Annotated in this window: 10 protein-coding genes; all 10 read right to left on the bottom strand. The window is 56.0% G+C overall.

Translation table 11 applies throughout. The features are described 5' to 3' along the window. Window positions 1-175 precede the first annotated feature (175 nt). Window positions 176-1,540 carry an FAD-dependent oxidoreductase gene (locus NYE26_RS28880; RefSeq protein WP_339251952.1) on the bottom strand — a complete coding sequence of 455 codons (1,365 nt, stop codon included), beginning with the start codon at window positions 1,538-1,540 and terminating at the stop codon, window positions 176-178. A gap of 810 nt (window positions 1,541-2,350) precedes the next feature. Next, window positions 2,351-3,985: a formate--tetrahydrofolate ligase gene (locus tag NYE26_RS28885; RefSeq protein WP_339251954.1), complete on the bottom strand. Its 1,635-nt coding sequence runs from the start codon at window positions 3,983-3,985 to the stop codon at window positions 2,351-2,353. 243 nt (window positions 3,986-4,228) lie between these two features. Then, window positions 4,229-4,705, bottom strand: a complete 477-nt coding sequence (locus tag NYE26_RS28890) for a glutathione peroxidase (protein ID WP_209868532.1) — start codon at window positions 4,703-4,705, stop codon at window positions 4,229-4,231. 118 nt (window positions 4,706-4,823) lie between these two features. Beyond that, on the bottom strand, window positions 4,824-5,846 hold the full coding sequence (locus NYE26_RS28895; protein ID WP_339251957.1) for an LLM class flavin-dependent oxidoreductase: 1,023 nt from the start codon (window positions 5,844-5,846) through the stop codon (window positions 4,824-4,826). A 36-nt stretch (window positions 5,847-5,882) separates the two neighbouring features. Next, window positions 5,883-6,482, bottom strand: a complete 600-nt coding sequence (locus NYE26_RS28900; protein WP_339251959.1) for an isoprenylcysteine carboxylmethyltransferase family protein — start codon at window positions 6,480-6,482, stop codon at window positions 5,883-5,885. 325 nt (window positions 6,483-6,807) lie between these two features. Continuing rightward, a complete protein-coding gene (locus NYE26_RS28905) occupies window positions 6,808-7,146 on the bottom strand; it encodes a DUF3243 domain-containing protein (protein WP_339251961.1) in 339 nt (112 codons plus the stop codon). Window positions 7,147-7,689: 543 nt separating this feature from the next. After that, on the bottom strand, window positions 7,690-8,523 hold the full coding sequence (locus tag NYE26_RS28910) for a M15 family metallopeptidase (protein WP_339251963.1): 834 nt from the start codon (window positions 8,521-8,523) through the stop codon (window positions 7,690-7,692). A 245-nt stretch (window positions 8,524-8,768) separates the two neighbouring features. Beyond that, window positions 8,769-10,655 carry a DEAD/DEAH box helicase gene (locus NYE26_RS28915; protein WP_339251965.1) on the bottom strand — a complete coding sequence of 629 codons (1,887 nt, stop codon included), beginning with the start codon at window positions 10,653-10,655 and terminating at the stop codon, window positions 8,769-8,771. A 421-nt stretch (window positions 10,656-11,076) separates the two neighbouring features. Beyond that, the gene (locus NYE26_RS28920) at window positions 11,077-12,747 is read right to left on the bottom strand and encodes an AarF/UbiB family protein (RefSeq protein ID WP_209868541.1); all 1,671 of its coding nucleotides are present in this window, start codon (window positions 12,745-12,747) and stop codon (window positions 11,077-11,079) included. Then, window positions 12,748-13,095 (bottom strand): ATP synthase subunit B, encoded by a 348-nt coding sequence (locus tag NYE26_RS28925; protein ID WP_036728281.1) that lies wholly within the window; start codon window positions 13,093-13,095, stop codon window positions 12,748-12,750. Between the last annotated feature and the right edge of the window lie 101 nt (window positions 13,096-13,196).

Here is a 13,196-nt window from a genome sequence, read left to right on the forward strand (position 1 = left end):
AATCACATTTACGTGATAAAAGTCACTATCATAAAAACCACGTGAAAGTTTTCACTGACATGTCAAATTTACCACAAAAGCTGGCTGTACGGAAAATTTTTTCATTCCCGCTGCCATTGCATCGAGAGTTCACAAAAAAAGAGCCCTAAGCGGGCTCCGGCAAAATGTTCAGCTCTTATACGTGTACAGGTTCTTTGACGGCAGCCAGTTTCGGCAGAGCCTGAAGGCCTGCGGTGTTCAGGAAGTTCCAAGGCTTGTTGTAATGCGGCTGGAAGAAGAAGTCGATGAAGGCCAGCTGGTCCACGGTCATCTTATTCTGGATGCAGACCGATACGGTATTGATCGACTGCGTCAGATCCATCTTGGACATAATCTGCGCGCCCAGAATGCGGCGGGTGGCACGGTCAAAGACCACTTTTACCTGAACCTGCTCGAAGGTCGGCATAAATTCCGGACGGTAATTGTCGATCAGCATTACACTTTCCGTATCCATTCCCTCGGCTGCAGCAGCCTCTTCCGTCAGTCCGGTTCCGGCAATATTGTCCTCGTAGATCTTGATGCCCGACGTTCCTTGTGTTCCCATGTAAGGGATCGTATTCGAGACCAGATTGCGGGCAACCAGCGTTCCCATACGCACTGCGTTGGTGGCCAGCGGGATATACGCGTGTTTACCAGTCGGATTGTAATGAATCGCGCAGCTGTCTCCGGCAGCATAGACATCCGGCAGGCTGGTCTGCATATAATCGTTAACCATAATCGCGCCGTTCGGCAGCATATCGACTTGGCCCTTCAGCAGCTCGGTATTCGGACGGAAGCCGATGCAGAGAATAACCAGATCTGTCTCATGCTCACCCTTGCTCGTAATCACCTTGGTCACTCTGCCGTTCTCACCTGTGAAGGAGGCGACCTTCTCGCCCAGCGCCAGCTTAATGCCGTGATCCTCAAGCGACTGCTGGATCGGTGCGGTGAACTCTTCATCGAGATATTTGCTCAGGATGCGGTCTTCCCCATCAATCAGCGTAACTTCCTTGCCGTTCATCTGAAAAGCTTCCACCAGCTCGACCCCGATATATCCGGCACCGACTACTGTAATTCTGTTTACCTTCTGCGCTTCTTCGATAATGGTGTTGGAGTGATTGTAGTTCTTCGAGAGCAGGATGCCCTCCATCTCTATTCCTTCGAGCTTAGGCACGATCGGCCATGAGCCGGTTGTCATAATCAGTTTGTCATAAGTATCTTCCATTTCCTCGCCGGTCACGAGGTTGCGGGCTTTTAGGGTTTTACGGGCAGTGTCCACGTTGATTACCTCATGACGCATCTTCGTCTGCACACCCAGGGCGGCAAGTTGTTCCGGGGAGGAATAGAATAGTCCCTGCGGGTCCTTGACCACGCCGCCAACGTATAAGGCAATGCCGCAAGACAGGAATGAGATATTATCGTTGCGCTCATACACCGTAATCTGGGCATCCGGGTATAACTGTGCGGTATTTACAATGGCGGCCGTTCCGGCGTGGGTACATCCAATGACTGCTACTTTCATAATTTCTTCCTCCTCCAAGTTGAAAAGCTTATTTATCAGGGCTTGTGATTGCGTCTGTAAAAAAGTGCTGTACTGACTGCGTTTATACAACTTTACATTTGTGATTGTTTTCACTTTATACTCTGATTATATTGTGATATTTATCACATTGCAAGAGTTATTGTGATTTTTCTCACATTGTTCACAATTTCAAATTTTAATAACTTTGGAGGTTCACCGCATCATCCACTCCATTTGTACCGCCGCTGCACTCTTCAACCTTGGCTTAGTTTCCCCCGGAGGAGGGGCATTATGTCTGCCAGGAGCAGGAAACAGCAGGAGGAGCACAAGGGGCAGCCAGGCAGAACCGCAGCCCTGATTTTTCGATTACATTTGCTCCGTATCCACCGCTCCAGCCCCAATGTAATCGGTTTTTCGATTACATTTGCTCCGTATCCGCTGCTCCATCCCAATGTAATCGGTTTTCCGATTACATTTGCTCCGTATCCGCCGCGCCAGCCCATTGTAATCGGTTTTCCGATTACATTTGCTCCGTGTCCGCTGCTCCATCCCAATGTAATCGGTTTTCCGATTACATTTGCTCCGTGTCCGCCGCTCCAGCCCATTGTAATCGGTTTTCCGATTACATTGTGGTCACTGACCCTCGCGGCTGCACAATGTATTCGCTTTTTCGCATACAAAAAAGCCTCACTCCCGCAGCATACCTGCGATAAAGTAAGGCCAAGCTATACTCATTGTTATTTGCTAATCGCTACTCGCTATACAGCCCTATGATCCTATGCTGCTGGTAGTCACACGATCGGAAGTATCTTATTCCAGACCCGAAATCACGCCATCCTCATCCACCAGCAGGCCTTCTGCTGCGGGCTTGGCGGGGAGACCCGGCATCGTGACCATGTTGCCGGTGATCACAACAGCGAATCCCGCCCCGAGGGACAGGGTGATGTCCCGGACGCCCATGGTGAAGCCTTCCGGGGCTCCGAGCAGCCGGGGCTGATCCGAGAAGGAATACGGGGTTTTGGCCATGCAGACCTGAAGATGGTGCAGGCCCAGCCGGTCAATGACAGCGAGACTGCGCTTGGCTGCCGGAGAGAAGGCTACTCCCGCACCACGGTAGATCTCCGTGACGATGCGGTTGATTTTGGACGGAATATCCAGATGGTCTTCATACAGCGGCGCATAATTCACAGGCTCTTCCCGGTCCAGCAGCTTCATCAGCTCCTTCGCCAGCTCCTGTCCGCCCGCGCTTCCCTCAGCCCATACCTTGGATACGGCAGCAGGTACACCCAGCCGCCCGCAGGCTTCCAGCACCTCATTCACTTCAGCAGGGGCATCCCCTTCAAAATGATTCAGCGCCACCAGCACAGGCACGCCGAATTTGCGCAGATTCTCAATATGCCGCTCCATATTTGACATTCCGGAGAGCAGCGCCGGCCGGTTGCCCTCATACAGCTCTTCCTTGCGGACGCCGCCGTTGTATTTTAGCGACTTCACCGTAACCACCAGAACAGCGGCCGAAGGTGCCAGCCCGGCCTGGCGGCATTTGATGTCCATGAATTTCTCCGCGCCCAGGTCCGCGCCGAAGCCTGCCTCGGTCACCACCACATCGCCCAGCTTCAGCGCGTAGCGGGTTCCGATCACACTGCTGCAGCCGTGGGCAATATTAGCGAACGGGCCGCCATGTACAATGACCGGTGTTCCTTCCAGCGTCTGCACCAGATTCGGCTTCACCGCCTCCTTCAGCAGCGCAGTCATCGCCTCTACGGCTCCTATGGCCTGTGCCGTTACCGGCTGACCCGCATGGTCATACCCGATCAGAATGCGGCTGAGCCGCTGCTTCAGATCCGCAAGGTCGCTGCACAGGCAGAGCACGGCCATAATCTCGGAGGCTGTTGTGATCTGGAAGCCGCTCTCCCGCACAGTTCCATTGCCGTCGCCAATGCCGGTCACGATATTCCGCAGGCTGCGGTCATTCATATCCATGACCCTTTTCCAGACGATTCGCTGCGGATCAAGCCCCAGGCTGTTGCCCTGGAACATATGATTGTCGATCATCGCCGAGAGCAGGTTATGTGCTGACGTCACCGCATGGATATCCCCCGTGAAATGCAGGTTAATCTCATCTGCCGGAACGATCTGCGCCTTGCCGCCCCCGGTCGCTCCGCCCTTCATCCCCAGACAGGGACCAAGCGAGGGTTCACGCAGCGCTGCTACCGTCCGTACACCCGCTGCATTCATCGCCTGGGCGAGCCCGATCGTCGTCAGCGTCTTGCCTTCACCTGCCGGTGTAGGATTCATTGCGGTAACCAGAACCAGCTTGCCGTCCGGTTTGTGCTTCAGCTCTGCCCAGAGCGAGGGCGCCAGCTTGCTTTTATATTTTCCATACAGTTCCAGATGCTCCTCCTTGATCCCCGCTGCCGATGCTACCTCTGTAATTAACCTCATGCCGTTATGTAACCCTCCTGCCGTTATTATCCTGCATTCTTGCTTCCTGTATGCGATTCATGTAGTCAGGCGAAGCATTTCTCTTCAAAGAATACAGGGTCTCTGAAAAGATTCAAGGATAATTTTCATAAAGGGTGAAACTTAATTGTATAGAAAACTCCCGGACCGGGCGCATCTGCACCACTATCCGGGAGAACACGTATTGCCTGGCTCCAGCCTTCAGAGCGGATGATTTCAGCCTCATTAAAGCAGGGATTCGATAAGCCCCTTCATGCTCTCCGGTGATTCCTTCGGCTCGACACGGGCCACCACATTGCCGCTGCGGTCAACCAGGAACTTCGTGAAGTTCCACTGGATATCACTGCTCTCGCCGTCACCCGGCTGCTGACCCTTCAAATATTGAAACAGCAGGCTCGCCTCCGGACCATTCACATCTACCTTGGCGAACACCGGGAAGGTGACTCCATAGTTAATCTGGCAAAAGGACTCCGCTTCCTCGCTTGTGCCCGGCTCCTGACCGGCGAACTGGTTACACGGAAAGCCCAGCACCACCAGCCCCTGGTCCCCGTACTGCTCGTACAGCTTCTGCAAATCCCCGTATTGCGGGGTCAGTCCGCACTTGCTGGCGGTATTGGCGATCAGCAGCACCTTGCCCTCATAGTCCTTAAACGGCACTTCTGTACCCGAAGGCTTCACTCCGGCAAAACTATAAATTGACATCTCTGCTTCGCTTCCTTTCGGCTGTATGGCCCAGTTTTGAAGTGCGCTTTAAGCTTTAGATAAGTAACCTCTTCATTTTACCCTATTCGCAGCCAAAACCAAATTCCGGCGGCAAAGGCTACGCCCTGCGCTGCAGCCCGCAGGCTTCGGCGATGAGCCGGATGGACTGCAGCTTGTCCCTGAACTCATGGATATGCGAAGAAATCATCAGCTCCCCGCACCGGTATTCCTCCGCCAGCAGCTGAAGCTGCTCCCTGACTTCAGCAGGCGAGCCTATGACCATCCGCTTCCGGTTATCCTTAATGGTGAAACGGTCGTAAGGGGTATATGTATAGTTCAGTGCAGTCTCTACGGACGGGGTCGGGGAAGAGAGGTGTTCCCTCTCCAGGCTAACCAGTGAGAGATCCATACTGGCAGCCAGCCGGTCTGCTTCGGCCGATGTCTCTGCACAGACGGCGAACACCGCAAGCAGCGGCTTCGGCGATGCAGCGGCCACAGATGGCGCGAAGCTGTCCTGGTACTCATGCACCGCTCCCGCTCCCCCATTCCCGGCAATGAACCGGGCGAAGGCATAACCGGTTCCCAGCCGGGCCGAGAGCGCCGCACTCTCCCGGCTGGAGCCCAGAAGCCAGATTTCCGGTGCTGAGTCTACTGCAGGCGTTGCCCGCAATCCGGCATAGCGCTGCGGGGATGCTCCGCCCTCAAATTCATAGAGATAAGCAATCAGCTCCTGAATCTGCTGCTCGTACCGGTCAACGTCGTCAATAGTCACACGGGTATCCTGTAGTGCTTTGGCGGCCAGGGCACCGCCGCCTGCCGCTCTCCCTATCCCGAGATCGATCCGCCCGGGATAGAGCGCCTCCAGGATGCGGAAATTCTCCGCGACCTTGAACGCACTGTAATGCGGGAGCAGCACCGCTCCCGAGCCGATGCGGATCGCTGAGGTCACCGCAGCGAGATGCGCCATTAGCACTTCAGGGCTGGAGCCGGCAAGGCCTGGCGCAGCATGATGCTCCGCAACCCAGAAGCGGTGATAGCCGAGCCGTTCCGCTTCACGGGCCAGCAGGGCCGTCTGCCGGAGCGCCTCTGCCGGAGTGCTTCCCTCCGATACCGGGGATTGATCGAGAATGCTTAATTTCATATGAGAGCAACTCCAATGGGTTGGATTGTAGAGTCTTCAGAGATATCTTGGCGTCCTGCTGCTGTAGGATCTGTATTCTTCGCCAAAGACAAGACGCAGATGCTTCTCCTCCTGCAGAATCAGCAGATGAATAGCAGCAACATTCAACACTAGAATAACCAGCGTCAGCCAGCTCGGATACATAAGATAAAGACCTGCGAACATCAGATCGAAGCCGACAAAAGCAGCGTTCCGGCTAATCTTATATACCCCGCGGGTCACCAGCCTGGTTGTTGTGGACTTATCAATTCCTACTCTCCAGGAAGTGCTCATCGCTGCCATGGCAAGAATGAATACCGCACACCCTATACTAACTATACCCACACCGATATAATTCACAACCGGAAGATTATAATGCCGCCCAAGCAAGTTCACAAGATACGGCTCAGCTATGGACATCAGGAACCATGTAGCGCCCCACAGAAGCGTAGCGATTTTGACAAACCATTCGGTTGATTTAATGGTCGTAATCTTCTTACCTTTGCCCAGTACATTGGCCTGGATGTTGTTCTTTCTGTTGAGAATTACAAGCTTTAACACATAAGAGGCAAGGAACGTGCAGAATAAGATCAGGGATAGGAGATTAAGGGTGGTCATTGGACATAGCTCCTTTGTTGGATGGATGGCTTGGATGGTTGGATAGTTGATTAACATACATATGAACAAATGCTCATATAATAAAATAATTATATCTCCCATCCGCTGCTGGGTCAATTGTTTCCTGCACAGCAAAAAGGCAGCACCGCAAGTATCACGGGACCGCCTGATTTACTTTACTTTTATAGGATGGGATGGAGCAACGTTGTTACTTTTTCAGGGAGCCATGCTGCTTGTTCATGCTTTTTGCAGGAGAGTATAGGCACTCTATGCCATCAGCGTTGATTACTACAAAAACGTTTGCTACTTTCCGGTACCGCTACTTTTAGTGCTGCACCATCTTTACCAGCATATGCGCCAGCCGGTGGCGCTCCTCCTTGTTCCCGGCCTTCCACAATTCCAGCAGCAGCTTCTCTTCGCTATTGCGGGGCTCCTCATACGCTGCCAGATAATCGGCGATTTTCTCGGCGGCCAGTGCCAGCTGTTCGTCGCTGAGGCCGATTTTTTGCGCCAGTTGAATGCGCTTTCCTAAATACGCCTTGAACTGCCCAAAATTGTCCAGAATCATCTCCTTCTGCCCCGGATCGATCCGGTCCAGCGCCTCCGTTACCCGATTCATCGTCACACTGCCGTCCTTACTCACCACATGATTATGTTCAGACATCCAGAACGCCTCCCATTTCATAGTGTGCGGTTTCCCACTACTTAACCAGCGTTCCCGGGGGTGAACCATGCTGCTGAACGAGCCATTATCCGCCTCAGAAGCAAGCAAGTGGATTAACGTATCTTATTTTCCAGGTTTCAGACGATTGGCCGGAAGCAAGTGGATTAACAGCATCTAATTGGGAGCGTTTGGCTACTTTTGCTGGATAGTGATTAATTAAGTGCTCTTTTTCCAATTGCTACCGGAGGAGGGCTCAATCGCGCCACAGCAGGTGGATGAAATCCACTTATTCTCCTGACACACGTATGATCAGAGCATCTATTACCCGACATTAGCGTGCCTTGTAGCATCAAAAGCATACATTACTCACCCTAGCCTGCTTCTTTGTAGCTTCAGAGATGCAACCTCTTACTATAGCGCCCCGTTAATGTCCGTACACGCTTCATTGTGGCGATACAGCCAACTGGCGAACAAACCACCTCCCGCCCGCCCAGACACACAAACGGCCCCGCAAATCGCGGGACCGCCTGATCATTGTGTAGGTTAATTCGACACCGGGACGGCGTCGTAATATTCTTCGAGTGTGATCCCTCTTTCGGCTATGGAAGCTGCAATCTCCTTGCCTACATACCGGACATGCCAAGGCTCATACTTGTACCCGGTAATCGCCTCCTTGCCTTCAAGGAACCGGATAATATAGCCGTATTCAGCGGCATGGGCGGCAAGCCACTCCGCTTCCTTTGTTCCTGCAAAGCAGCTCTCCGCCGCACACTTGCCGTCTCTGCCGGACAGGTCAATGGCCAGCCCCGTCTGATGCTCGCTGTGTCCCGGCATGGCGCTGTAAGTCCGGGCCTTCTCTTCGCCGTCTCTGGCGACATAGTTATCGAACAGCCGTCTCTGGGTCGATTCCGAACGGTAGCCGGATACACCGGCCAGATAGACCCCGTCCGCCTTCGCCCCCGCGAACATCTCCTCCAGCGCCGCAGCCGCTTCACGCCGCAGCATCCGCTTCTCAATCTTCTCCGAGAAGATAAAAGGTACGTCCGGGTAGACCAGATCGGCAGGCTTATACTGATCAGGCAGGCTGTACTGCTTATTAACCATAACCGTGATGCTCTCCGGCTCGGCTACCACCATCTGCGCAGCATTGTTCCCGGATGTGCCATTGCCTGAACCGCCAGGAGCTGGCTGATCCGTAGACCCCGGCACTGCCGAAGCATCAGGAGCTGCATCCGGCCCCTCGGCTCCCAGGTCTGTGCCTGTGCTTATATTGGTTCCGTTCTCCGGAGAAGCGGACGGGGCAGTATATTTCCCGATTCCCCAGCCGACCGCAATGACGGCGATAAGTAGAATGATAATTTTAGCGGTTTTGGACATGCTGTGAATCCTCCTAAACGTTGTGTACCCCTGCACTGCTGTATTCGGCAGAACCCCGCCTGATCCAAAGTGCAGGTTACATTCTTTATCTCTCTATTTATACTTGTACCCGAATGTTACGGCAGTATCTATTAGACAGGCCTGATAGCCAAAAGGTTTCAGTAAATAAATATTACCATAGAGTCATTGGCTGTTACGCCAACGGCCCTATGGTAACAAGGATTAGCTATGCATGTAAAGCGCCTTTATCTGGAGGAGCCGCGTCCGCCGCGTGCACCGCCGCCGGAGCCTCCGCTGCGCCCGCCGCGCGATGAACTTCCGCCGCTGCTGCGTCCGCCCGAGCTGAAGCCGCCCTTACCGCCCTTGGAGCCGCCGCGTGAGCCGCCTTTGGGAGCGGAGGCGTTATAGCCGCCCGCATCGTTGCTGCGCGCTACATGCGCCCGGAATTTCGGGCTCGACTTCGCGCCGCCGGGATTATACCCGGCACCCGAGCCGGCACCCTTCGAAGCGCCGTAGCTGAAGCCGCCCGCATCTGCACCCCGGGATACGTTGGTGCTGTAGCCGCTGCTCGGCCCGCCCTGGGAGGCGTTGCCTCTGGAGGCCCCGCCCCGCGCAGCGCCGCCCTTGCCGCCGCGCCCGGCTGCGGCACCCGCACCTGCACCCGCAGCATAGCCGCTGGCTGGTGCGCTGTCGACGCCGCTGGCGAAGGCGCCGTAGCCGCCGCCAGGTCTCGGCTTCTTCGCCGCGCCTTGCCCGGCGGAGTCCCCCTTCGGCGCCGCAGCTGCGCTGTACGCGCTGCGCTTGCCGCCTCCGGCCGCGTCCTTCCGGCTGCGGCCGCCGCCTTCCGCAGGCGCGCCCCAGCCGCCTGCGTCTTTGCCGCCGCGTCCGCGCCCGCCCGGACGCCCTGCGGCTTCGCCGCGCGGCGCACCGCCGCTGCGGCCCTGCCCGCGGCCGCCACGGCCGGCGCGCGCCGCTTCAGGCGCCGCGCTCTGCCGCCCGCGCGGCGAGCCGCCGCCTTGCACCGAGGTGAATTCGCCTACGCCGAATTCATCCTTCTCGTACCGGCGGCGGTCCAGCCGCTGGGAGATGCCGTGCTCGATCAGTTCGAGCCCGGCGCGCTCACGCGGCGAAGCGAACGTGATCGCGAGGCCCTTGCCTCCGGCGCGGCCGGTGCGGCCGATCCGGTGAATATAGCTGTCCGCATCCAGCGGAAGATCATAGTTGAAGATATGGGTGACCCCTTCAACATCCAGACCCCGTGCCGCCACATCCGTAGCCACCAGCAACTGGAGCTTGGCGTCACGGAACCGCTTCATGACGGCTTCGCGCTTGCCCTGCGACAGATCGCCGTGCAGCTCGTCACAGTCATACCCGGCCGCCTGCAGCGCCTCGTTCAGCTTGATGGCCCGGCGCTTCGTCCGGCAGAAGATGATCGCCAGGTAAGGACGGTCGCGCTCGATCAGGGAGATCAGCGCCTCCTCCTTGTTGCGGTCCGAGCATTCCACCACCTGCTGGCGGATATTATCCAGAGGGATCGGCGAACCGCTCTTGATAATGACATCCAGCGGCTCCTTCATATAGTTCGCTGCCAGCCGTTTGATCGGGTCCGGCATCGTCGCGGAGAACAGCATCGTCTGGCGGCGGTAAGGCACAGCCGTAATGATCGTCTCCACATCCTCCAGGAAGCCCATATGCAGCATCTGGTCCGCTTCATCCAGCACCAGCATCTTCACGCCGCTAAGGTCCAGGGTCTCCCGGCGGAGGTGATCCAGCAGCCGTCCCGGTGTACCGATGATCAGATGTCTGCCGCCTTCCAGCTTGCGCAGCTGCTTCTCCACATCCTGACCGCCGTAGACCGCCAGAATCTTCACACCCGTATGACGGGCCAGCTTGCGTGCCTCTTCGGTAATCTGCAGCGCCAGCTCACGCGTCGGTGCCAGAATCAGCGCCTGCGGATAAGCGGCCTCCACCCGGATCTTGTCCATAATCGGGAGCAGAAAAGCCAGCGTCTTCCCCGTTCCCGTCTTCGCACGTGCGATCACATCCAGACCCTGCACCAGTGGCGGAATCGCCTCTTCCTGCACCGGCGTCGGCTTCACGATGCCCTGCCCCTTGAGCAGATCAATCAGCACTTCAGATACTCCTAAATCTTTAAAACCCGGCAATTGCTCCACCTCACTAATTTTCTAAATTTTCAGTTCATCATGTCAGTCCATAACTTATATTCATCCATGTAACGGAGTAATGTACGCAAGGTAAGCAGAGGGGATCTCACCCTCAGGCCCTGTATAAGGACGGTACCGTTTCACATTCTTATCATATTAAATAAAAGCGGAAGCACCCCGTCACCGGAGCCCTTCCGTCCCATGGGCCCGCAAGGCAGCGGTCGAACGTTCGGTTATACGGCGCAGCAGCGATCCACCGGACGTTCAGACGGCACTCCATTTGCGTTCCATTACACTTTAATTGTGGCAAGTTATCTTAATATTGTACTTGATTTTGCAACCTTTGTATGCATTCGGCGAAGAATAATTATTTATCCGTCTCTTCCGGCTAGAATCTGCCCGATTTGAAGATAGAGAATAGCAGCCACAGAATCATCAGCAGCGCGATGACCGAGCCGATCTCCACAATCGGGAAGTCCCAGAGCAGCGACGGCTCGCCGCGCAGGGAGGAGGCAACAATCAGTCCGGCCATGATGATGCTGAAGGCCAACAGCACGATACTGAAGGAGAGGCGGTTGCCGATCCGGCTGAACTTATGCTCGAGGTCCTGCAGCTCGGGGACCCCGATCTCCACCTTCAGCTTCCCCTTGCTGATCAGCGAGGAGAGCTGCCGGGCCTGAGCGGGAAGCTCAACCAGACTCTCGGCAAGATCAGCTACCCCGCCCAGCAGCTTGCGCTGCAGACGGCTTCCGCTGAAGCGCTGCTTGATCAGCCGCCTGCCGAACGGCTCGGCCATCTGCATAATGCTGAAGGCCGGGTCCAGGCTGGCGACCATGCCCTCCAGGGTCAGCATCGTCTTGCCCAGCAGCGCCAGATCCGGCGGAATGACCAGCCGGTGCTTGCGGGCAATGCTGAACAGATCATTCAGCGCCTTGCCGATGCTGACCTGCTTGAACGGGATATCATAATACTGCTCGCGCAGCCGGTCCATATCCTCGTGCAGTGCCATCCGGTCGGCCTCCTCCGGGATCACTCCCAGGCGCAGAATGGCCCGTACCATTGAGTCCGTATTCTTGCGCATGAGTGCAATCACCAGCGCGGACAGGCCATCCTTCATCTCCTCGCTAAGCCGCCCGACCATTCCGAAGTCGATCAGGGCCAGCTTTCCGTCCTCCAGCACCATGACATTCCCGGGATGCGGGTCGGCATGAAAGAAGCCATGAATAAAAATCTGGTTCAGCATCATCTCCACGAGCTGCTGGGCAATCGTCTTAAGCTTCATGCCCGAGCCCAGTAGCTCGTCCTTGCGGTTCAGCGTAATCCCTTCCATGTACTCCATAGTCAGAACCCTTGTGGAGCTGAAATCCCAGTAGATGGCCGGAATATAGATGTTATCTTGAGCAGACAGCTGCCCGGCTATACGCTCGGCATTGCGCCCTTCCTGGGCATAATCCAGCTCCGCCAGCAGCGCCCGGGAGAATTCCTCGACCATCCGGGCTAATCCGTATTGCCTGGCCCAGTCCATCTTGCGCTCGGCGAGCAGGCTTAGATCCGATAGAATCTCAAGATCCCTGCCCATCGTCCGCATGACGCCTGGACGTTGTATTTTGACCGCAACACTCTGTCCGCCATGCAGCACAGCGCGGTGCACCTGGCCGATGGAGGCGGCAGCGAGCGGATTGTTCTCGAAGTATTCGAAGACCGCATCAATAGGCTGGTCCAGCTCCTGCTCCAGAATATTGCGGGCCGTCTCGGCTGAGAACGGCGGCACATTGTCCTGTAGCTTGACCAGCTCCTGAATAATCGCATCAGGCAGCAGATCGGAGCGCGTACTGGCAAGCTGGCCCAATTTGACGAAGGTCGGCCCCAGCTCCTCCAGCACCCTGCGGACCCGCTCAGCGAGGGTCACACTTTCATGAACCTCCTGTGTGATGATCCGGCGGGGAAGCGACAGAAGATGGTAGAGGCCCAGTTCCTCCACCATATAGCCGAAGCCATGACGCATAAGCGCCATGGCGATTGCCCGGTAACGTCCGGCATGCCTTATGCGGACAGCCATTTATTCCGTACGCTGTTCCGGCACGGTGGTCTCCTGGGGTGACTTGCCCTCAAGCTCGGCAACACGGCCCTCAAGCTGGGCAATGCGCGACTCCAGCCTGGTGATATCCTCCTGCACAGGTACCTTAAGCTCCTTCAGCACCCGCTGAACCTGCTCCTGCACGGCAGACTTGAACACACCCCGTTCTTCATCTCCGCGCTCTACCAGCCGTTCCACCAGCGCCTTGGATTCCGATGGGGCCAGCTCGCCCCGCTTTACCAGCTCGTCAACGACCTTCTCAACCTTCTCCTTGCTGACAATGGTGAGGCCTACGCCTAATGAGATAGCTTTCTTCAACAGATCACTCATGGTACTTCCCTCCCAAAGATTGCAGTTATGGATAAAGTATACCCCTTCGCCCGCCATTTCACAAAATAACCCCACAAAGTGGGGCTAAGCTTCGATATTGC

Origin of the sequence: Paenibacillus sp. FSL P2-0136, from assembly GCF_037975325.1 — a bacterium.
GTDB classification, from domain to species: domain Bacteria; phylum Bacillota; class Bacilli; order Paenibacillales; family Paenibacillaceae; genus Paenibacillus_AQ; species Paenibacillus_AQ silagei.

Coding starts and splice junctions, on each gene's coding strand:
- NYE26_RS28880 (WP_339251952.1), bottom strand. CDS start 1,540: ATGAAAGTAGCAGTCATTGGATGTACCCACGCCGGAACGGCCGCCATT.
- NYE26_RS28885 (WP_339251954.1), bottom strand. CDS start 3,985: ATGAGGTTAATTACAGAGGTAGCATCGGCAGCGGGGATCAAGGAGGAG.
- NYE26_RS28890 (WP_209868532.1), bottom strand. CDS start 4,705: ATGTCAATTTATAGTTTTGCCGGAGTGAAGCCTTCGGGTACAGAAGTG.
- NYE26_RS28895 (WP_339251957.1), bottom strand. CDS start 5,846: ATGAAATTAAGCATTCTCGATCAATCCCCGGTATCGGAGGGAAGCACT.
- NYE26_RS28900 (WP_339251959.1), bottom strand. CDS start 6,482: ATGACCACCCTTAATCTCCTATCCCTGATCTTATTCTGCACGTTCCTT.
- NYE26_RS28905 (WP_339251961.1), bottom strand. CDS start 7,146: ATGTCTGAACATAATCATGTGGTGAGTAAGGACGGCAGTGTGACGATG.
- NYE26_RS28910 (WP_339251963.1), bottom strand. CDS start 8,523: ATGTCCAAAACCGCTAAAATTATCATTCTACTTATCGCCGTCATTGCG.
- NYE26_RS28920 (WP_209868541.1), bottom strand. CDS start 12,747: ATGGCTGTCCGCATAAGGCATGCCGGACGTTACCGGGCAATCGCCATG.
- NYE26_RS28925 (WP_036728281.1), bottom strand. CDS start 13,095: ATGAGTGATCTGTTGAAGAAAGCTATCTCATTAGGCGTAGGCCTCACC.